15 protein-coding genes are annotated in these 20,132 nt (G+C 67.3%); 10 read left to right on the plus strand and 5 right to left on the minus strand.

Annotated elements, in window-relative coordinates:
- Window positions 1–33: 33 nt before the first annotated feature.
- From AC2T4A_RS17680 to AC2T4A_RS17695, 4 genes are read left to right on the plus strand one after another with little or no spacing between them, the layout of a single operon-like run.
- The gene (locus AC2T4A_RS17680; RefSeq protein WP_478378710.1) at window positions 34–852 is read left to right on the plus strand and encodes an SDR family NAD(P)-dependent oxidoreductase; all 819 of its coding nucleotides are present in this window, start codon (window positions 34–36) and stop codon (window positions 850–852) included.
- Between the two features lie 9 nt (window positions 853–861).
- Window positions 862–1,779: an alpha/beta hydrolase gene (locus AC2T4A_RS17685; RefSeq protein WP_486741373.1), complete on the plus strand. Its 918-nt coding sequence runs from the start codon at window positions 862–864 to the stop codon at window positions 1,777–1,779.
- Between the two features lie 10 nt (window positions 1,780–1,789).
- Entirely contained in the window at window positions 1,790–2,896 is a 1,107-nt protein-coding gene (locus AC2T4A_RS17690) for a 3,4-dihydroxy-2-butanone-4-phosphate synthase (RefSeq protein ID WP_416749285.1), read from the plus strand.
- Window position 2,897: 1 nt separating this feature from the next.
- Window positions 2,898–4,121, plus strand: a complete 1,224-nt coding sequence (locus AC2T4A_RS17695) for an oxidoreductase (RefSeq protein ID WP_478378713.1) — start codon at window positions 2,898–2,900, stop codon at window positions 4,119–4,121.
- A gap of 666 nt (window positions 4,122–4,787) precedes the next feature.
- On the opposite strand, the gene surE is transcribed toward AC2T4A_RS17695, so the two are convergent.
- From surE to AC2T4A_RS17710, 3 genes are all read right to left on the minus strand, one after another.
- Window positions 4,788–5,765 carry a 5'/3'-nucleotidase SurE gene (gene surE, locus AC2T4A_RS17700; protein ID WP_486741374.1) on the minus strand — a complete coding sequence of 326 codons (978 nt, stop codon included), beginning with the start codon at window positions 5,763–5,765 and terminating at the stop codon, window positions 4,788–4,790.
- Between the two features lie 72 nt (window positions 5,766–5,837).
- Window positions 5,838–7,214: a DUF1329 domain-containing protein gene (locus AC2T4A_RS17705; RefSeq protein ID WP_486741375.1), complete on the minus strand. Its 1,377-nt coding sequence runs from the start codon at window positions 7,212–7,214 to the stop codon at window positions 5,838–5,840.
- A gap of 21 nt (window positions 7,215–7,235) precedes the next feature.
- A complete protein-coding gene (locus AC2T4A_RS17710; RefSeq protein WP_486741376.1) occupies window positions 7,236–8,858 on the minus strand; it encodes a DUF1302 domain-containing protein in 1,623 nt (540 codons plus the stop codon).
- A gap of 284 nt (window positions 8,859–9,142) precedes the next feature.
- Between AC2T4A_RS17710 and AC2T4A_RS17715 the strand changes: the two genes are divergently transcribed.
- Window positions 9,143–10,858, plus strand: a complete 1,716-nt coding sequence (locus AC2T4A_RS17715) for an FAD-dependent oxidoreductase (RefSeq protein WP_486741377.1) — start codon at window positions 9,143–9,145, stop codon at window positions 10,856–10,858.
- Complete coding sequence (locus AC2T4A_RS17720) at window positions 10,851–11,729, plus strand: SDR family NAD(P)-dependent oxidoreductase (protein ID WP_486741378.1); 879 nt, start codon at window positions 10,851–10,853, stop codon at window positions 11,727–11,729. The genes AC2T4A_RS17715 and AC2T4A_RS17720 overlap by 8 nt, the downstream gene beginning before the upstream one ends.
- A 574-nt stretch (window positions 11,730–12,303) precedes the next feature.
- On the opposite strand, the gene AC2T4A_RS17725 is transcribed toward AC2T4A_RS17720, so the two are convergent.
- Window positions 12,304–13,437 (minus strand): LLM class flavin-dependent oxidoreductase, encoded by a 1,134-nt coding sequence (locus AC2T4A_RS17725; protein WP_416749298.1) that lies wholly within the window; start codon window positions 13,435–13,437, stop codon window positions 12,304–12,306.
- A gap of 127 nt (window positions 13,438–13,564) precedes the next feature.
- Window positions 13,565–14,749, minus strand: a complete 1,185-nt coding sequence (locus AC2T4A_RS17730) for a flavin-dependent monooxygenase (protein WP_478378718.1) — start codon at window positions 14,747–14,749, stop codon at window positions 13,565–13,567.
- Between the two features lie 241 nt (window positions 14,750–14,990).
- Between AC2T4A_RS17730 and AC2T4A_RS17735 the strand changes: the two genes are divergently transcribed.
- From AC2T4A_RS17735 to AC2T4A_RS17750, 4 genes are read left to right on the plus strand one after another with little or no spacing between them, the layout of a single operon-like run.
- On the plus strand, window positions 14,991–15,509 hold the full coding sequence (locus AC2T4A_RS17735; protein WP_478378719.1) for a flavin reductase family protein: 519 nt from the start codon (window positions 14,991–14,993) through the stop codon (window positions 15,507–15,509).
- A 5-nt stretch (window positions 15,510–15,514) separates the two neighbouring features.
- Complete coding sequence (locus AC2T4A_RS17740) at window positions 15,515–17,176, plus strand: FAD-binding protein (protein WP_478378720.1); 1,662 nt, start codon at window positions 15,515–15,517, stop codon at window positions 17,174–17,176.
- 12 nt (window positions 17,177–17,188) lie between these two features.
- On the plus strand, window positions 17,189–17,944 hold the full coding sequence (locus AC2T4A_RS17745; RefSeq protein ID WP_205335196.1) for a glucose 1-dehydrogenase: 756 nt from the start codon (window positions 17,189–17,191) through the stop codon (window positions 17,942–17,944).
- A 1-nt stretch (window position 17,945) separates the two neighbouring features.
- The gene (locus AC2T4A_RS17750; RefSeq protein WP_486741379.1) at window positions 17,946–19,022 is read left to right on the plus strand and encodes a 2Fe-2S iron-sulfur cluster-binding protein; all 1,077 of its coding nucleotides are present in this window, start codon (window positions 17,946–17,948) and stop codon (window positions 19,020–19,022) included.
- Window positions 19,023–20,132: the final 1,110 nt, after the last annotated feature.

Here is a 20,132-nt window from a genome sequence, read left to right on the forward strand (position 1 = left end):
CATCGACCGACAACAACGACAAACGGTGGAAAGATGAGCGAGCAGCAAGCTGGCCGCGTGGCCGTCATCACTGGCGCCGCCAGCGGCATTGGCCGTGGCCTGGCGCAGCACGCGGCAGGGTTGGGGATGCGCCTGGCCCTGGCCGACCGCGACCGCGCGGGGCTGGACGAACTGGCCAGCGAGTTGGCCGCGACCGGCTGCGAGGTGCTGGCGCAGGTTACGGATGTGAGCTGCGAGCTGGACCTTTTCGCCCTGCGCGATGCCACCCTGGCGCGCTTCGGCGGCGTCGACCTGCTGTTCAACAATGCCGGTGTCATGCAGACCGGCGCCAGTTGGGAGCTGAGTGAAGCGCAGTGGCGGCGCATGCTCGACATCAACCTGCTGGGCGTCACCCACGGCCTGCGCGCCTTCGTGCCGGTGCTGCTGGCGCAGGGCAGACCTGCGCACATCATCAACACTGCGTCCCTGGCCGGGCTGCTCGCCAGCCCATTCCTGGCTGCCTACACGGTCACCAAGCAGGCGCTGGTGGCGCTCTCCGAAGTGCTGCACCACGAGCTGGTGGCCATCGGCGCCCCGGTCGGCGTCTCGGTACTCTGCCCGGGGCCGGTGGCCAGTCGCATCATGGCCTCGGATCAGGCCGGCCAAGGCGCCGGTCCCGCACTCGGTGCGCAACTGGAGCAGAGCATCCGCGAAGGCATGCCGGCCGATCTCCTGGCCGCCCAGGTGTTCGCCGCCATCCATCAGAAGCGCTTCTGGATTCTCCCGCACCCCGATTTCAAGCCCGCGCTGCAGGCGCGCACGCAAAGCATCCTCGACGAGACCAACCCGGTCTTCCTGATGGCCGACGTATAAGGAGTGAACATGGCCCTCGATCCTCACATGCAGGCCCTGCTGGAACAGTTCGCCGGGGCCTTTGCCCTGGACTTCCAGCAACTCGACGCCGTGACCTACCGCAGCTTCGCCGACCAGGGGCTGGCCGCCGGCGAGCCGCCGACGATGGCAGAGGTACGCGAGCTGCGCGTGGTCGGCGAACTGCCGGCGCGCCTCTATCGCCCGAGCGACGAGTCCGGTCTGCCGCTGCTGGTGTTCTTCCACGGCGGTGGCTTCGTCGCCGGCACCCTCGACACCCACGATGACCTCTGCCGGCGTATCGCGCTGGGCAGCGGCGCAGTGGTGGTGTCGGTGGGCTATCGGCTGGCGCCGGAAGCGCCGTTCCCGGCCGCACCCAATGACTGCTGCCAGGCCGTGGCGGAACTCGTGGCGCGCGCCGCCGAACTGGATGTGGACGCCACCCGCCTGGCCCTGGCCGGCGACAGTGCCGGTGGTAACCTGGCCATCGCCGCCGCACGCCTGCTCAACCTGCGCGGCGGGCCGCTGCCCAGTGCGTTGTGCCTGCTCTACCCGGTGACCGATCAGAGCTGCGGCAGCGCCTCGTACCGCGAGTTCGCCAGCGGCTACTTCCTCGAAGCGTCGATGATGCACTGGTTCTGGCGCCAGTACCTGGGTAGCTGGCCGGCGCCGCTGGATGTGCTGGCCTCGCCGTTGCACGCCGCCGGCCTTGGCGCGCTGCCGCGCACATTGCTGGTGAGCGCCGAATGCGACCCGCTGCGAGACGAAGGCGAAGCCTTTGCCGAGCGCGCGCGCGCAGTCGGTGCCGATGTCGAATGGGTACGCGCCGAAGGCATGCTGCACGGCTTTGCCAGCTTCGCGCCCTTCGTACCGCGCGCGCAGGCCTATCTCGACGACGCTGCGGCCTGGCTGCGCGACGTGCTGCGCTGAGGAGCCGGACATGACGCTGGACAGTCCGTTGCACCTGATCGAAGCGCTGCGCCAGGGCCGGCCGGTCATCCTGGTCGATGGCGAGGAAGAGGGCGGTGACGGCATGCTGGTGCAGGCCGCCGAATTCATCGATGACGCGGCGCTGAACTTTTTCGCGGTGCAAGCGCGCGGGCTGGTCTGCCTGGCGCTGACCGACGAACGCTGCACGACCCTTGGCCTGCGGCCGATGACGGACAACCCGCGTGGCGACAGCCTCGGCTTCATGGTCTCCATCGAGGCCGCGCAGGGCATCAGCACTGGTATTTCCGCCGCCGACCGCGCGCGCACCGTGCAGGTAGCGGTGGACCCCGCCAGCAAGCCTGCCGACCTGGTCAGCCCCGGCCATATCTTCCCGCTGCGCGCATTGCCCGGCGGAGTGATGAGCCGTGCCGGACATGCCGAAGCGGCCTGCGACCTGGCGCGGCTGGCCGGCTTGCAACCGGCCGCGCTGGTCGCCGGCATCCTCGACGAGGAAGGCGAGAACGCGCGTGGCGAGGTCCTGCATGCTTTCGCTCAGCGCCACGGCCTGGCCATCGGTGGCATCGCCGAGCTGATCCATCACCGCATCCTTCATGAAGGCACCATCGCCCGTGGCACGGAACATCGCATCGATACCCGCCACGGGCCGTTCCGCGTGTGCACCTACCACGATGCCTTCAAGGACGTGGTGCACCTCGCCCTGGTGCGTGGCCAGGTCGATTCGGCCCAGCCAGTGCTGGTGCGTGTGCAGGCGGTGGAAACCCTGCGTGATCTCCTCGCCGGCGAACCGCCGCGTGGGCCGCAGCAGTGGAACCTTGACCGCTCCCTGGCGCGTATCGCCGCTGAGGGCAGCGGCGTGCTGGTGTTATTGGCCCAGCAGGAAAGCGCTGGCACTATCCTCGATCAACTCGCGCGCGGGCCGGGGTTGCAGGCACCAAAGTTTCCCCAGCGCACGCTGGGTGTTGGCGCGCAGATCCTGCGTGACCAGGGCGTGCGCAAGATGCGCCTGATGAGCTTCCCGGTGCCGTACAAGGCGGTCTCGGGTTTCGAGCTGGAAGTCGCCGAATTCGTCCCCTTCACCCAGCCCGAGGAGGCTTGAGATGACCCCGCAGGAGGCATTGGACAAGGTCCTGGCTCCCACTCGCCTGGCCGGCCTCGCGCTGCGCAACCGGGTGATCAAGACCGCCACCTTCGAGGGCATGTGCCCCGGTGGAGTGCCAGGCGCCGATCTGGCCGCGCACCATGCGCGGATGGCGCGCGGTGGCGTTGGCCTGACTACCGTGGCTTACTGCGGCGTGTCGCCGGACGGCCTGACCTTTGCCGACCAGATGTGGATGCACGAAGGTATTTTCGATCAGTTGCGCGCGCTCGCCGAGGCAGTGCACCGCGAGGGCGGCGCCATCTCCGCTCAGCTCGCGCACTGCGGCTTCTTCAGCCGTACGCGGCCGCAGAACATTCCGCGCCCGCGTGGGCCCAGTGCCGGCATCAACCAGTACGGGCTGTTCAGCGGCGTACCGTTCGCCGGGGCAATGGGCCCGGCGGACATCCGCAAGACCTTGGCCGAGTACCGCGATGCGGCGGCGCTGGTGAAGCGCGCCGGCTTCGACGCCGTGGAAATCCACATGGGCCACGGCTACCTGCTCAGCCAGTTCCTTTCGCCGGCCACCAACCGCCGCAGCGATGCCTATGGCGGCAGCCTGGACAACCGCCTGCGCCTGCCCCTGGAAGTCCTGGCGGCGGTGCGCGCAGCGGTGGGGGAGGACTTCCCGATCCTCGCCAAGCTGAACCTCAGCGATGGCTTTGCCGGTGGGCTGGAGATCGACGATTCCTGCCATATCGCCACGCGCCTGGCCGAACACGGGCTGAATGCGCTGGTGATGAGCGGCGGCTTCACCAGCCGTTCACCGATGTACCTGTTCCGCGGCGAGAGCCCGCTGGCGCAGATGATCCCGCTGGAACCCAACCCACTGCAGCGCACGGCGATGAAATGGTTTGGCGGGCGGCTGTTCGCCAGCCTGCCGTACGCCGAGATGTACTTCCTCGACCAGGCCCGGCGGGTGCGCCAGGCCACCGACATGCCGCTGGTGTACCTGGGCGGCGTCAGCCAGCGCGACAGCCTGCAGCGCGCCATGGCCGAGGGCTTCGATTTCGTCGCCCTGGGCCGCGCGCTGTTGCGTGATCCGGACCTGGTCAAGCAGGTGCGCAGCCAGGGCGAGGCTTACGAAAACGGCTGCAATCACTGCAACCAGTGTGTGGCGAGCATGGCCCTGCCGGGCGGCATCCGCTGCGTGCTGAACCAGCCCGATAGCTTCGCCCGCCTGTAGGTGTGCGCTGACGCGCGAACTGACGCAGCGCGGGGTCCCTTGTTCGCGAGCAAGCTCGCTCCTACAGGAATCGAGGCGATGCGGACCACCCTCACATAGGTCGCCCGCTGGTGTAGGAGCGAGCTTGCTCGCGAACCCGCCTGCCCCGGTCGCGCAGCCTACTAATCGGACGGAGCCCGCTCCCACGCCGTCTTCAGGGTTTCATCCCCCTACGAAGGTCCGCCGACAGATGTAGGAGCGAGCTTGCTCGCGAACCCGTCTGCCCCGGACGTGCAGCCCACTAATCGGACGAAGCCTGCTCCCACGCCGTCTTCAGGGTTCATCCCCCTACGAAGGTCCGCCGACAGATGTAGGAGCGAGCTTGCTCGCGAACCCGTCCGCCCAGGACGCGCAGCCCACTAATTGGACGGAGCGCTCCCACGCCGTCTTCAGGGTTTCATCCCCCTACGAAGGTCCGCCGACAGATGTAGGAGCGAGCTTGCTCGCGAACCCGCCTGCCCCGGACGTGCAGTCCACTAATCGGACGAAGCCTGCTCCCACGTCGTCTTCAAGGTTTCATCCCCCTACGAAGGTCCGCCGACAGATGTAGGAGCGAGCTTGCTCGCGAACCCGTCTGCCCCGGTCGCGCAGCCTACTAATCGGACGAAGCCCGCTCCCATGCCGTCTTCAGGGCTTCATTCCCTTCAACAATTCCCGCGCCCGCCGCTCGCCCTCGTGGTCTCCATTGAGGTCCGTCCCCACCACGCTGAGCACCGCATACCCCTGGGTCAGGAGGTAGGCATCCTCCCGGCGCTGTCGTTCGTTCGGTGCTTTCGCTGCGCCGAGATTCACGCGCGCGCCACCGTCCGCGTCCGCCTGCACGGCGAAGACGATGGGCGACCAGTCGCTCACCGGCGCATACACCAGCCCGCGCACCTGTGCCGCCTGGCGTGCCGGGTAGTTGAGGTTCAGGCCCTGGCCGACGGGCAGGCCGAGCAGGTTGAATGCGCATTCGCCTTGGCTTTTCCCGCATGCCTTCTGCGCCGACCGGCCGGCCACGAGCGCTCGATCGAGCACGCGCACGGCGAGGCGCGCGCTGTCGCCCAGGGCGTCACGGGTCAGTTGCATTCCGGCTTGCGGATTGCGCTGCACCAGCGGCAGGTCGATGGCGGTGGATACGGCCATCGCCGGCACGCCGCGGCGCATGGCCCAGAGCGCGGCGTTGAGGGTGCCGGACATCTGGATCAAGGGACCTGCGTTGTCGCCGAAGTTGCTGCCGGAAACTACCAGGTCCGGCGGGCTGTCCCTGAGCAACAGGTCGAGGCCAGTATTCACCGCATCCACCGGCGTGCCGACGGCCATGTTCTTGCCCGCAGGCAGGGTGAACCCGGCGGGTGCACCGACGCAGTATTGCTGATCGGCGAGGCGGGTAATGGTCAGCGCCTGGCCGGGAGCGACCACGCTGGCGGCGCCGATGCCGCTGTTGTCGGTATCCGGTGCCACCAGCGTCACGCGATGTCCGGCGGCACTCAGCTCGCGGTACAGCGCCTGGATGCCCGGCGCGCGGCAGCCGTCGTCGTTGGTGAGCAGGATGGTCAGCGCGTTGGCCTGGGTGGCGAGGCTCAAGCCGGCAGTGGCGATGGCAGCGCGGAGGAGGTTGTGCATGGGGCATTCCTTGGTCGGCGAAACAAAACACAAAGCCCGCGCGGTATCCCGCGCGGGCTTTCGAAGGGGGCCTTACTGGCCGAGTTTGCGCATGTTGGCGGCGGTGAAGTAGTTGGTGTCGTAGTCGGCGCTGTTCAGCTTGGGCGCCGGTTGTTCGTTGGCCATGCGGTCGGCCAGGTAGGAGCCGGCGATGAGGTCATGGAACAGCGCCACGCGGGCCTGGTTCACCTGGATGTCGTAGGCGTACACGGTGGTCTGCATGTTGGTGCGCCACAGCTGGCCGCGCGAATCGTAGTTGTCGGCCAGGGCGGCGGACCAGCTGTCCTCGTCGAGGTACAGGGTGCGCTTGCCGTAGATGTGTCTGGCGCTCGGCTTCAGCGTGGCTTCCACTACCCACACGCGGTGCAGCTCGTAGCGCATGAAGTCCGGGTTGACGTGGTTGGGCGTGAGGATCTGCGAGTATTTCAGCGCCGGGTCGTCGAGCTTGTAGTTGTTGTAGGGGATGTAGATTTCGCGCTTGCCGAGCATCTTCCAGTCGTAGCGATCCGGCGCGCCGTTGAACAGGCGGTCTTCGTCGATGGTGCGGAAGCCGCCGGCTCCGGTGGGCGTGTCATAGCCGACGGTGGGCGCGCGCCGCACGCGGCGGGTGCCGGGCAGGTACTGCCAGCTCTGCCGCGGGCTGGCGACCGGGTCGAAGAACTCATTGCCGCCGATGATTTCGCCCTTGGAGCGCACGGGCTTGAGGGTGGTGATCATGAAGTGGCTCATCACGCCGCCGTCATAGTTCTGCAGCGAGCCGGTCGGCGAGCACCAGGGTGCGAGAATCTGGTAGTGCACGGTCTGCAGCGCCTGGTTGCCGTTGGAGTAGATCACCGCCTGGTCATAGACGGCTTCCTCGCTGTTGGCGCGGGCCTGCAGGGCGTGGTTCCACATCAGCTCGTAGCCATCCTTGGGGATGGGGAAGGGCGAGGCGCCGAAGGCGTTGCGTACGGCGTTGCCGCCATCCACCAGTTCCGCGCTGGTGGCGTTGGCCTTGATGTTGGCTTCGATCTTCTCGCTGAAACGGAAGTCGCGGTGCGAGGGGTAGATCGGCATCTTGAAGGTGTCAGGGTAGCGCTTGAACAGGGCGCGCTGGCCGTCGGTGAGGTGCTTGGAGTACTGATCCATGTTCTGCGCGGTGATGACGAACAGCGGCTTCTCGTCGGCGTACGGATCGGCGTAGCGGCTACCGGGGCCGTCGTATTTCACCTGGGGCGGCGCGCCGCGCCACTTGCCGGTCCACGCGGGGATCGTCCCTTCGGCATTGCCGGCTTTCTCGGCGCCCATGGGCGTGAGCTCCTGGCCGAGGCGCGCGGCCTCTTCGGGGCTGACCTTGGCCTGGGCCTGGCCGATCAGGCAGGTGAGTGTCGCGGACAGCAGCAGGGCGGGCAGGTTGGGTTTGCGATTCATGATCTGGCTCCTTGGGCTGGGTCAGAAGCTGTATTTCGCGGTGAGCGAAAGGTTGTCGCGGTCCGCCAGGGTGGTTTCGCTCGGGTTGCCGAGGAACATGTTGTAGCGGGCTTCGATACTGAAGTTGTTCAGGTAGCGCCAGGTGGTGCCGACGGCGAAGCGGTCGTCGCCTTCGCCCAGGCCGAAGCTGCCCGGCATGGAGGAATTACCGTTGACCGCCTGGCTGTAGATGATGGGTACGCTCAGGTCCCAGCCGTTGAACACGTTGTTGTAGTCCAGCGTCAGGTTGACGGTGTAACCCCAGGCGGAACGGTCGTAGTAGAGCTTGTCGGTGTTGGGCGTGCGGATCTGCGCGTAGCCGGCGCCGGTGGGAACGAAGACGTCGAAGCTGGGCGCCTTGTCGTTGTTCATCACGCGGTTGTAGCCGACCTCGCCGGTCAGCGTGGTGTTGTCGGCAAAGGGCAGGGCGCCGTACGAGTGGATGAAGGACACCAGCGCCTGGGCGACGTCGGCGCGCACCGGTTGCGGCGTCAGCCCGGTATCGACCAGCACCGGCTGGCCATCGCGGTAGCTGATCTCGCCGCTGACGTTGGTCTCGCCGAGCATGCTGGAGAAGCTCGCGCCATAGAGCTTGATGTCGTCGTAGAAGATCGCCCGGTAGTTGCCGGTGTTCCAGTCGCTGAGGAAGTCCAGCTGCGGGCTGTGGTCGCTGAAGCGCAGGTAGTACAGGCCGAACTCGGTGTTGTTGAGCTGCTCCACCGTGTAGGTCAGCGCTGCGCCGTACTGGCCGCTGTTGCCCGGCGTATCGTCGCCCAGGCGGCGCTGCTGGCCGGTGGAGTCGTTGAAGCCGCCTTCGTCGATGTAGTCGGTGGTGGAGAAGAAGTGCCCGACCGGGGTCAGCTCGTTGCGCTTCCACTGGTACTGGTAATACAGCTGCACGCCCAGGTTGTCGGTCAGGCTGTACTGGGTGAACACCTGGCCCACCGGCAGGAACAGCTCCTTGATCTCGATGCCGGGCGTGTTGGCCTTGGTGGCGTCCACCGGGCTCATCGCACCGGAAATGCCGAAGCCGTTGAACAGGCTCTCGCCCCAGGCCACCACCTGGTTGCCGGCGCGGGCGTTGAGGGTGTGGCCGTTCAGATCCCAGGTTCCGTAGGCGTAGGTGTCGAGCAGGCGCAGGTCGTCGCCGGCCTGGTCCTCGGTCTCGCCGGAGAAGTGGTCCGGCTTGGAGCAACGGTCGCCGGCGAAGCAGTTCGAGGTGCCGAAGTCGTTGTCGTTGCCGCGCTGGTAAACGTCGTCGTAGAAGCCGGTGGCGCGGACGAACAGGCCGTAGTCCTGGCGGAACTTGAAGTCCGCCTCGGTGAGGAAGCTGGCGCGGTTGTTGATCAGCGCGCCGCGGTCGAAGGCGTTGTCGCCGTCGTCGCCGTTGGCAATGGCGGGATTGCTGCCGCCGTTGGACAGCGCATGGGCACGCTTCTCGGTGCGCCAGGCGAGGCTGTAGCTCAGGGTGGTATCCCAGTTGACCTGCAGGTCGTCGTTGAACTGGTAGGACAGCGCCTGCGCCTGGCTGGCGAGGAACAGGCTGCTGGCGCTGATCGCAAGGGCAAGGGGCAACGGCGGGAAGGCGATTCTTATTCTTGTCATCTCGTCCTCTGCTCGGGCGGCGCTGTCGGCCAGACCCGGAAACGGTGTTGGCGGGAAGGTGGCGGGGCTGACTATGTGGTCACCCGAGTGCGCCAACATCGTCCAAAAAGACTAAGCCGGCGGGACGGGGACGGGCCGCTCTGGCGCTAGTCCCATCGGACGATGCCGGGGCTTTGCGCGGGCGCGAACAATCGCCGGGCGAGCGTGGTTTTCCGCCACGCCAGATCCCGGAGAACAAGCGCATGAACGCAAGGGCGAGCGGCCAGCGAAGCCGTGAGTGGGACATGGAATGTGACGTCCTGGTGGTGGGCAGCGGTGCGGGTGGCATGACCGCCGCGCTGCGCGCCCGTGACCTCGGCCTGGACGTCCTGCTGGTGGAAAAGAGTGACCGCTACGGCGGCACCACGGCAGTGTCCGGCGGCGGCATCTGGATACCCTGCAACCATCGGATCGCCGCCCTCGGCGGCCAGGATTCGGCGCAGGAAGCGATCCGCTACATCCGCACGGTCAGCGACAACCTCGTGGATGACGGCCGCGTCGAGGCCTACGTCGAGCACGGCCGGCGCATGGTCGAGTACCTGGAAGGCAACAGCCGCGTGCGCTTCGAAGCCCAGGCCGAATACGCCGACTATTACCCGGAAGTCCCCGGCGGCAAACCGGGTTACCGCTCCATGGACCCGCTGCCCTTCGATGCCCGCGAACTGGGCGAGGAGTTCGCGCGGATGCGCGAGCCGTCCCCCGGCACCCTGATGATGGGGCGTGTGGCCATGACCATGAAGGAAGCCCGCGTGCTGCTTTGTCGCGGCCCCGGCTGGGTCGGGCTGACGCTGCGCATTCTGTGGCGCTACTGGCGCGACCTGCCCGCGCGTCTGCGCTCGCCGCGCGACCGCTTCCTGACCCTGGGCAACGCGCTGATCGCCGCGCTACGTCGCTCGCTGCTGGACCGCCAGGTACCGCTGTGGCTGAACACCTCGCTGCAGGAACTGATCGAGGAGCAGGGGCGTGTCATCGGCGCCGTGCTGCAGCGCGACGGCCAGACACTGAGACTTCACGCGCGGCGCGGCGTGGTCATCGCTGCCGGCGGCTTCGAGCGCAACCAGGCCATGCGCAGTCAGTATCATCCGCAGCCTTCCAGCACCCAGTGGACTGCCACGCCACCGTACAACACCGGCGACGGCATCCGCGCCGGACAGCAGCTGGGTGCGGCCACCGCGCTGATGGAGCACAGCTGGTGGGCACCCAGCGCCCACGTGGCCGGAGAGGAAAAAGCGCGTGTGCTGTTCGTCGAGCGCAACCTGCCCGGTTGCGTGCTGGTGGACTCCGCGGGCCAGCGGTTCGTCAACGAAGGCGCGCCCTACACTGACATCGTCTACGCGATGTACGCCCACGACAGCGAGCAGGCGCGCAGCGTGCCCTGCTGGATGATCTTCGACGCCGAGTTCCGCCGCAAATACCCCTGCGGCGCCTTGCTGCCGGGCTACGCCCAGCCGGACAGTCGCCTGCCCAAGCACCTGCAGGGCTTCTACCACAAGGCTGACAGCATCCAGGCGCTGGCCGGTGAGATCGGAGTCGACGGCGTCGGGCTCGCGCGCACGCTGGAGCGCTTCAACCGCTATGCCGTGCTCGGCCAGGACCCGGACTTCCACAAGGGCGAGTCGCTGTTCGACCGCTACTACGGCGACCCGCACGTGCAGCCCAACCCGTGCCTGGCGCCGCTACTGAAAGCGCCGTTCTACGCCGTGAAGATCGACGCCGGCGACATTGGCACCAAGGGCGGCCTGCTCACCGATGTGCATGCCCGCGTGCTGCGCGAGGACGGCAACGCCATCGAGGGTCTCTACGCCATCGGCAACTCCGCCGCCTCGATGATGGGCGCGACCTACCCCGGCGCCGGCTCGACCATCGGCCCGGCGATGACCTTCGGCTTCCTCGCTGCTGAGCACATCCAGCAGCAGGCCGTTCCCGCCCGCGCCCATCCGGAGGTACCGCAGAATGCCTGAATCCACTTCCCGCATCGCCCTGGTCACCGGCGCCAGCCGTGGCGTCGGCAAGGGCATCGCCGAGGCGCTGGGCGCCGCCGGCATGACCGTCTACCTCACCGGGCGCTCCGTCGAATCAGGCAACGCCAGGCTGCGCGGCCAGGTGATGCATGGCAGCATCCACGAAACCGCCGCGGCCATCGATGCCGCCGGCGGTCGTGGCATTGCCGTGCAGTGCGACCACGCTGATGACGAGCAGGTGCGCGCGTTGTTCCAGCGCATCGAGGCCGAGCATGGCCTGCTGGATTTATTGGTGAACAACGTTGCCTTCATCCACGAGCAACTGATCGATCCCGGCCCGTTCTGGGAGAAACCGCTGGAGCTGGTGGAAATCCTCGACATCGGCCTGCGCTCGGCCTATGTCGCCAGCTACCACGCCGCCCCCTTGCTGCTGCGCGCACCCAGGGCGCTGGTGGCGTTCACCTCGTCCTTTGGTGCCGGGTGCTACATGCATGGCCCGGCTTACGGTGCGCAGAAGGCCGGCGTGGACAAGCTGGCGGCGGACATGGCCATCGACTTCGAAGGCACGGGCGTGGCGGCGCTGTCCCTCTGGCTCGGCCCGCAGCTCACCGAGCGCACCGCCATTGCCGGCCAGGCCCGCGCCGAGCAGTACGAAGCCTTCCTTGCCATGGCCGAGACGCCGCAGTTCAACGGGCGGATCATTCATGCGCTGCTGGATGATCCAGAACTGCCGCAGCTCTCCGGGCAGACGCTGGTCAGCGCCGAACTGGCGCTGCGCTACGGCATCCAGGAAGCCGACGGGCGCCAGCCACCGTCCTGGCGCGAGCAACTGGGTGCACCGCGGGTGCAGCATCCGGCGCGGGTGATCTGAGCCGAGTGGCTGCGCGGCGGTAGAGCACGCGCAGGAGTAGTGCGCCCCACGCCGGGATCCGGCGTGGGGCGTTTGCGTTCAGCGGTGGGTACATGCGTTCGCGAGCAAGCTCGCTCCTACTGCAACTCCTGTCTCCGATGCCGCTCTTTGTAGGAGCGAGCTTGCTCGCGAACAGAACCCGCTCGATGCCAATCCCAGGTGCGGATTCGCTGCTTGAGGCGGCGTACAACCGCGAACGGTTGTACGCCCCACGCCGGGATCCGGTGTGGGGCGTTTGCGTTCAGCGGTGGGTACATGCGTTCGCGAGCGGTGGGTACATGTGTTCGCGAGCAAGCTCGCTCCTACAGTGGCCATTTGCATCAGGCGCTGCTCTTTGTAGGAGCGAGCTTGCTCGCGAACAGAACCCGCTCGATGCCAATCCCAGGTGGGGATTCGCTGCTTGAGATGGCGTACAACCGCGAACGGTTGTACGCCGCCTATCCGCTGCTGATTCCGGCGATGATTGCCTGCCTGATTCTGCACGAGAAAACAGAACGGGCCCCGAAGGGCCCGTCCTGGTGGTTCAGCGTAAGTGTCAGGCGATCTGCAGCTTGTCGCGGAAGTAGGGGATGACCTTCTCGCCGATGTTCTTCAGCGTCTCGATCTGCGCCCACTGCGGCACGGTGCCCATCTGGCAGATGAAGAGGATTTCATCGGCGCCGGCGTCGATCAGGCGCTGCACGTAGCCGATGCAGTCATTCACCGTGCCGTAGGCGTGGTTGGGGTTCATCATCGCCATGGTCGGGTCGGAGAAGTCCACCGTCACTTCCTCGGAGGCGAAGCGCGAGCGGATCACCGCCTGGCCGTTGCCGTCGACGAAGGTGTCGTCCTGCCACTTGGCCGGGTCCGGGCGCTCGCCGCCGGCGTACCAGTAGGCCAGGGATTCCATGAAGTAGCGCTGGCCGCGCACGCCGATGGCGCGGGCCTTCTCGTTGTCGTCCAGGACGATGGCCGGGCACAGCGCGGCGATGTGGCGGTTCGGCCGGAAGCCAACCTGGTTGGCCTCGTCACGGTTGTCCCAGGCCTCGTGGTAGACGGCGACCTTCTTGGCGATTTCCTCCGGGCCGCCGAAGCCCAGCACCAGCGCGCCCATGCCGCGGCCACCGGCGTTCTTCAGCGACTCGGTATTGGTGCAGGCCAGGTACATCGGCGGGTGCGGGTCCTGGTAGGGCTTGGGATGAATGGGACGCTTGGGAATCTTCACGTATACGCCGTCGTGCTCGATCTCGTCCTGCACGAACATCTTCGGGATCAGGTACATGGCCTCATCGATCTGCGGCTGCAGGGTCGCCAGGTCATAGCCGAAGGTGCCGGCCTCCTGCTGGGTGCCGCCCTTGCCGACGCCAAAGTGCACGCGGCCGCCGGACAGCAGGTCGAGGGTGGCGATGCGCTCGGCGACCTTCACCGGGTGGTTCATCGCCGGCGGCAGGCAGACCACGCCGTGGCCGATGCCGATGCGCTGGGTCTTGCCGGCGACGAAGGCGAGCATGGTCTCCGGCGCGGACATGTGCGAGTAGTTGGTCAGCGCGGTGTGCTCCACGCACCAGAAGGTGTCGAAGCCGAGCTGGTCGGCCAGCACTGCCTGTTCGACGGTTTCCTCGAAGATACGGCGATCGCCTTCGCGGGTGCTGTCCAGCGTCTGCGCTTCGTAGATCAGAGAGAATTTCATGGGATGCGTCCCTTGTTGTAGTGGCGGCCGACGGGCTCAGCCTCATGGGCCATGTTCTGTGTTCGCCGGCGCCTCGGAATCGCCCGAACGGACTACGCCGAAGTGCCGGGGTGGCAGGTGCTGCGGCTTAGAGGAAGAAGTCCGTGGAGTCCGCGCCCATGTTCACGCCGCCGAGGTTCCAGGCGTACTTCGCCGGGCTGTTGGCGACGTGCGCGCGACCGGTGTGGATGTCGCGGAAGGCCCGGTTGATCGGGTGCTCGCGGAAGATGGTGGAGGCGCCGCTGTTGAACATCAGGGTGCCGGCGGCGCGCGCACACTTGTCCGCCACCAGGGCCGAGTCGTAGCGCATCTTCACCCGCTCGGGCATGCTCAGCGGCTCGCCGTCGCGGGCGCGCTGCATCATCAGCTCGAAGTTGCGCAGCAGCACGGTGCGGCATTCGTCGGCCGCCACCATGGCATCGGCCAGCGCCTGCTGGGCGGCAGGGTCCTGGCCCATCTTGCGGCCGTCATTGACGCCGACGCGGGCGCGGTTGTGCTCGATGAACAGGTTCACCGCGCCCTGCAGCGCACCGATGGCCGCCGAGGAAACCGCGCGCACGAATATCTGCCCGAACGGCAGGCGGAACAACGGCGCACTGTTCACCGCGTTGCCCGGGCTGTTCTGCATGAAGCCGTCGAGGGCGCGGTGGGTGCGGTACTCGGGGACGAAGGCGTCGTCCACCAGCACATCGTGGGAGCCGGTGGCCTCCAGGCCCATGACGTTCCAGTTGTCGAGCACCTGGTAGTCGCTGCGCGGCACCAGGAAGGTGCGGTAGTCCGGCATGCCGCCCGGCTCGCTCGGCGGCACCAGGGCGCCGAGGAACGCCCACTGACAGTGCTTGCTGCCGCTGGAGAAGCCCCAGCGCCCGGACAGGCGGAAGCCGCCGTCCACCGGCGTCACCTTGCCTACCGGCATGTAGGAGGAGGAGATCAGTACGCTGGAGTCCTCGCCCCACACATCCTGCGCGGCGCGGTCGTCGAACAGCGCCAGCTGCCAGTTGTGGATGGCCACCACGCCCAGCACCCAGGCCGACGACATGCAGCCTTCGGCGAGGGTCATCTGCACCTCGAAGAAGTCCTTGGGCTCCAGCTCGTAGCCTTCCCAGCGGGCCGGCTGGAGAATGCGGAAGAAGCCGGCTTCGTGGAAATCACGGAGGGTTTCCTCCGGCAGCCGGCCTTCACGGGCGGCGTCGGCGGCGCGTTCGCGCAGCACCGGCACCAGCTCGCGGGCGCGCTGGCGCAGGCGCTGACGGATCAGGTCGTGGTCGAGCATCTTGTTGTTCTCCTGTGGTCGCCCCGTGGGGCGGTGCTCGGTCTCCCGCGTCGGATCGCAGGGGCCTTCGCGGGCATTTGAACAACGCGTGGAAATGTCCACATCCCACAAACGGACCATATGCGCGCAGCGCTTCGAGAGCGGGCACGACTAGTCCCCTCGGACGATGTTGCACACCCGCCGCGACCACAGAATCCATCGCACTACACCTCAGCCCAACACGCCCAGCGAGGCCCGTGCGATGAACCAGGACACTCTGAAAGCCGACATGCTCCAGGCCATGCGCCGGCTCGCCAAATCGGTGACCATCATCACCACCAGCGATGGCCGCGAGCGTTACGCCATGTCCGCCACGGCGGTGGACTCGCTGTCCACCGAGCCGCCGTCGCTGCTGATCTGCGTGAACCAGACTGCCTCGCTGCACCGCGTGCTGGAAGCCGGCGCGGACTTCTGCGTGAACATCCTCGGCCAGGACCAGGAGCACCTGTCGCACCTGTGCAGCGGCCCGGTGAAAGGCGAAGGGCGCTTTGCCAGCGGCGACTGGCGCGCCACCGAGTGCGGCGTGCCGTACCTGGCGGACGCGCAGTCCAGCGTGGTCTGCGAGCAGGACGGGCGCTTCACCTACGGCACCCACACGGTGTTCATCGGGCGCATCCGCGAGATTCGCAATACACCGCGTATCACTCCGCTGATCTATGTGAACGGCACCTACACCACCGCCGTCGCCGTACAGGCGCCGAGCGTGGCAGCGGCGGGCTGACGGCCATGGCCGGCGCATTGCCGATTCCGCCGCTGCGCCTGGGCGCGGGCGAGCAACTGACCTGGCACGCCCAGACCGATCTGCTGATCGTTGGCTTCGGCGGCGCCGGCGCGTGCGCTGCCCTGGAGGCCCGCGAGCGCGGCCTCGACGTGCTGGCGCTGGATCGCTTCGCCGGCGGTGGCGCCACCGCGCGCAGCGGTGGCGTCGTGTATGCCGGCGGCGGTACGCTGTACCAGAGTCAGGCCGGTTACAGCGACAATGCCGAGGCAATGTTCCGCTACCTGCAGGGTGAGGTCGGCGACGCGGTTCAGGGCGAAACCCTGCGTGACTTCTGCGAGCGCAGCGTGGACCAGCTGGCCTGGCTGGAGCGCCAGGGCGCACGTTATGAAGCCAGCGTGCCGCCGCACAAGACGTCCTACCCCAGCGACCGCTTCTACCTTTACTACTCGGGCAACGAAGCCGTGCCGGCCTACGCCAGCCTGGCGCAGCCTGCGCCGCGCGGGCACCGCACCAAGGGAAGCGGTATGTCCGGTGCGGCGTTGTTCGCCGCGCTGCGCGCCTCGGCGCGGGAGAGCGGCGTACAGCTCTACAGCCAGTGCGAAGTACGCCGGTTGGTGCAGGATGCCAACGGCGCGGTGATCGGCGTCGAGGCCTGGCGCCTGCCGCCGGGCAGCTTTGCCGCGCGTCGCCACGCCTGGCTGAGCCGCACCGCTACCGCGCTGCATCCCTATGCGCCGCCCCTGGCCGAGCGCCTGATCGCGGCCTTGCGTCGAATCGAACAACGACACGCGCGGCCCTTGCTGATCCGTGCGCGCAAGGGTGTGCTGCTCAGTGCCGGCGGCTTCATCTTCAATCGCGAGATGCTTGCCGAGCACGCGCCGCAGTACCTGCCGGGCCTGCCACTGGGCACGCCGGGCTGCGATGGCAGCGGTATCCGCCTTGGCCTTGGCGTGGGTGCCGCTGCCCAGCGCCTGGACAAGGTCAGTGCCTGGCGCTTCATCAATCCACCGCTGGCCTGGGCTCGCGGCGTGATCGTCAATGCCCGCGGTGAGCGCTACTGCAACGAAGAGGTCTACGGCGCCACCCTTGGCCACGCCATGGTGGAAGAGCAGGGCGGGCGCGCCATCCTCATCCTCGATCGCGCGCTGCTCAGGGAATCCCTGCGCCAGGTCGGGCCGGGCAAGGTCTGGTCGTTCCAGCGCCTGCCGGTGTTGCTCAATCTGCTGTTCAACCGTCGCCAGGGTGATACGCCCGAAGCGCTGGCCCGCGCCATTGGCGTGCCGCCGCTGAACCTGCGCCACACCTTGGAGGAGTACAGCCGCGCTGCGCGAGGCGAGCACACCGACGCCTTCGGCAAGTCGCCGGCGATGCTCGCCGATATGGACGACGGCCCCTGGTACGCCCTGGACCTGTCTTTCGACAGCAAGCTGTTCCCCTGCCCGGCGATCACCCTCGGCGGGCTGCGCGTCTGCGAGCGCAGCGGGCGCGTGCTGGATGCCGGCGGAGAGCCCATCGCCGGGCTCTACAGCGCCGGTCGCAATGCCGTGGGCGTCGCTTCCAATCTCTACGTATCCGGCCTGTCCATCGCCGACTGCGTGTATTCCGGTCGCCGCGCCGCCGCCCACGCGGCGTCCCGCGCGGCAGCCGTCATCCCCGAAACCGCCTGAAGGAAAACAAGCATGAATCGAGTACAAGGCAAGGTCTGCATCGTTACCGGCGCCGCCAGCGGCATCGGCCGTGAGGACGCGCTGCTGCTGGCCGGCGAGGGCGCCCGCGTGGTCCTCACCGACCTCAACGAGGAAGCCGGCCGTGCGCTGGCGGAGCAGATCGGCGGCGATGCGCTGTTCATCCGCCACGACATCGCCAGCGAGAGCGACTGGCAGCACGTGGTGAAAACCACCCTGGAGCGTTTCGGTCGCCTCGATGTGCTGGTCAACAACGCCGCCATCCTCGCCCTGGGCAGCATCGAGGACACCAGCCTGGAGCTGTGGCGCAAGGTGCAGACCATCAACGGCGAGGGCTACTTCCTCGGTTGCAAGTACGCCATCGCGGCGATGAAGGAAAGCGGCGGCGGCTCCATCGTCAATATGTCCTCGGTGGCGGCGCTGGGCGGCATGCCGGCGTTCTGCGCCTACTCGGCGTCCAAGGGCGCGGTGGCCGCCATGACCCGTTCCATCGCGCTGCACTGCAAGCAGCAGGGCTATCGCATCCGCTGCAACAGCGTGCACCCCGACGGCGTCAACACGCCGATGACCCAGGCCCTGGCGGGCGGCCAGCCGATTCCGCAGGAGGCGCTGGATGCCGACCCGATGAACCGCATGTGCGCGCCGCAGGATATTGCCAACGTGGTGCTGTTCCTCGCTTCGGACGAATCGCGCTTCATCAACGGCGCCGAGATCCGCGTGGACAACGCCCAACTGATCAGCGGGATCTGATATGGGCAGAGCGCAGTCCCTGGCGCCCCAGGCGCCGAGCGTGGCCGGCAGCTTCCAGCTGGAGGTGGCGCAGGTCATCGAGGAAACCGCCGACGCCCGCTCGCTGGTGCTGCGCGTACCGCAGGAGCTGGCCGCACGCTTCGCCTACCAGGCCGGGCAGTTCCTCGGTTTCCGCGTCAGCGTGGCGGGCAAGCGCCTGCTGCGCTGCTACTCGATGTCCAGCGCACCGGGGCTGGATACGCAGCTGCGGGTGACGATCAAGCGCGTCGAAGGTGGACGCGTATCGAACTGGATGAATGACAGCGTACGCGCCGGCGACCACCTGGAGGTGCTGCCGCCGGCCGGGCACTTCCACCTGGGTGCCGAGACCCGTGACCTGCTGCTGTTCGGCGGTGGTTCGGGCATCACGCCGGTGTTTTCCATCCTGCGCGAGGCGCTGGCGAGTCGCGATTGCCGCATCCGCCTGGTGTATGCCAACCGTGACGCCGAGTCGGTGATCTTCCGCGACGCGCTGCGCAGCCTGCTGCGTGAACACGGTGAGCGCCTGCAGGTAATCCATGTGCTGGACAGTGTGCAGGGCTTTCTCGCTGGCAGCGATGTGCGTCATCTGCTGCGCGGCTGGGAAGAGGCGGAATGCTTCATCTGTGGGCCCGGCCCGTTCATGGATACCGTGGAGACCGGCCTGCTGGCGGCGGGCGTGCCGCCAGCGCGGGTTCACGTCGAACGCTTCGTCTCGCCGGCCGATCCGGACGAGCTGGAAGCGGCCGATGAACAGGCTCGCCAGGCCGTTGCCGGTATCGAGGTGGAGCGCCTGAGCGTGATCCTCGATGGCGCCGAGCATGAGGTTGCCTGCGCAGCCGGCGAAACCCTGCTGGAAAGCTGCCGCCGCGCCGGGCTGGCGCCGCCCGCGTCCTGCGAAGAAGGCTTCTGCGGCGCCTGCATGTGCCAGGTGGAGCAGGGCGAGGTGCTGTTGCCGCGCAACGACGTGCTCAGTGCGGCCGAGCTGGCCGACGGCTGGACCCTGGCCTGCCAGGGCCGCGCCGGCAGCCGCGAGGTACGCGTTCGCTTTCCTGATTGAAGCTGGACAGAAGTCCGGACCGACAGATTGCTCTCGAGTGAGGGGCGGTGCCTGCCCCCTTTTTCGCCCGGCCTAGTGCCGGGCTTTTTTATCTTGCTGTAGGAGCGAGCTTGCTCGCGAACGCACTCTGCCGCTTGCCCCGGTGTGTGCGGGGTTCGCGAGCAAGCTCGCTCCTACAAAAAACGGTACTGGCTGAATCTCGTATGCACGCCAGCGTTATCTGCCGTGCCGGTGCTGGCGGATGACCTGTTCCGGCCTATGCGGTCTGCGGCGCTGTAGGAGCGAGCTTGCTCGCGAACGCACTCTGCCACTTGCCCCGGTGTGTGCGAGGGTCGCGAGCAAGCTCGCTCCTACAAAAAAACGGTACTGGCTGAATCTCGTATGCACGCCAGCGTCATCTGCCGTGCCGGTGCCGGCGGATCACCTATTCCGGCCTATGCGCTCTGCGGCGCTGTAGGAGCGAGCTTGCTCGCGAACGCACGCTGCCGCTTGCCCCGGTGTGTACGAGGTTCGCGAGCAAGATCGCTCCTACAAAAAACGGTACTGGCTGAATCTCGTATGCACGCCAGCGTCATCTGCCGTGCCGGTGCCGGCGGATCACCTGTTCCGGCCTATGCGGTCTGCGGCGCTGTAGGAGCGAGCTTGCTCGCGAACGCACTCTGCCGCTTGCCCCGGTGTGTACGAGGTTCGCGAGCAAGATCGCTCCTACAAAAAACGGTACTGGCTGAATCTCGTATGCACGCCAGCGTTATCTGCCGTGCCGGTGCCGGCGGATCACCTGTTCCGGCCTATGCGGTCTGCGGCGCCGTAGGAGCGAGCTTGCTCGCGAACGCACTCTGCCGCTTGCCCCGGTGTGTGCGAGGTTCGCGAGCAAGCTCGCTCCTACAAAAAACGGTACCGGCTGAATCTCGTATGCACGCCAGCGTCATCTGCCGTGCCGGTGCCGGCGGATCACCTGTTCCGGCCTATGCGCTCTGCGGCGCCGTAGGAGCGAGCTTGCTCGCGAACGCACTCTGCCGCTTGCCCCGGTGTGTGCGAGGTTCGCGAGCAAGCTCGCTCCTACACAAATCGGTGCTTGCGCAGCGGCTAGTCCCAATGGACGATTTGCCA

Source organism: Pseudomonas sp. PVC-3-1, assembly GCF_057444315.1.

Excerpts from the sequence above, each read along its gene's own strand:
- AC2T4A_RS17680 (WP_478378710.1), top strand. The coding sequence starts at position 34 with ATGAGCGAGCAGCAAGCTGGCCGCGTGGCCGTCATCACTGGCGCCGCC.
- AC2T4A_RS17685 (WP_486741373.1), top strand. The coding sequence starts at position 862 with ATGGCCCTCGATCCTCACATGCAGGCCCTGCTGGAACAGTTCGCCGGG.
- AC2T4A_RS17690 (WP_416749285.1), top strand. The coding sequence starts at position 1,790 with ATGACGCTGGACAGTCCGTTGCACCTGATCGAAGCGCTGCGCCAGGGC.
- AC2T4A_RS17695 (WP_478378713.1), top strand. The coding sequence starts at position 2,898 with ATGACCCCGCAGGAGGCATTGGACAAGGTCCTGGCTCCCACTCGCCTG.
- surE (WP_486741374.1), bottom strand. The coding sequence starts at position 5,765 with ATGCACAACCTCCTCCGCGCTGCCATCGCCACTGCCGGCTTGAGCCTC.
- AC2T4A_RS17705 (WP_486741375.1), bottom strand. The coding sequence starts at position 7,214 with ATGAATCGCAAACCCAACCTGCCCGCCCTGCTGCTGTCCGCGACACTC.
- AC2T4A_RS17710 (WP_486741376.1), bottom strand. The coding sequence starts at position 8,858 with ATGACAAGAATAAGAATCGCCTTCCCGCCGTTGCCCCTTGCCCTTGCG.
- AC2T4A_RS17715 (WP_486741377.1), top strand. The coding sequence starts at position 9,143 with ATGGAATGTGACGTCCTGGTGGTGGGCAGCGGTGCGGGTGGCATGACC.
- AC2T4A_RS17720 (WP_486741378.1), top strand. The coding sequence starts at position 10,851 with ATGCCTGAATCCACTTCCCGCATCGCCCTGGTCACCGGCGCCAGCCGT.
- AC2T4A_RS17725 (WP_416749298.1), bottom strand. The coding sequence starts at position 13,437 with ATGAAATTCTCTCTGATCTACGAAGCGCAGACGCTGGACAGCACCCGC.
- AC2T4A_RS17730 (WP_478378718.1), bottom strand. The coding sequence starts at position 14,749 with ATGCTCGACCACGACCTGATCCGTCAGCGCCTGCGCCAGCGCGCCCGC.
- AC2T4A_RS17735 (WP_478378719.1), top strand. The coding sequence starts at position 14,991 with ATGAACCAGGACACTCTGAAAGCCGACATGCTCCAGGCCATGCGCCGG.
- AC2T4A_RS17740 (WP_478378720.1), top strand. The coding sequence starts at position 15,515 with ATGGCCGGCGCATTGCCGATTCCGCCGCTGCGCCTGGGCGCGGGCGAG.
- AC2T4A_RS17745 (WP_205335196.1), top strand. The coding sequence starts at position 17,189 with ATGAATCGAGTACAAGGCAAGGTCTGCATCGTTACCGGCGCCGCCAGC.
- AC2T4A_RS17750 (WP_486741379.1), top strand. The coding sequence starts at position 17,946 with ATGGGCAGAGCGCAGTCCCTGGCGCCCCAGGCGCCGAGCGTGGCCGGC.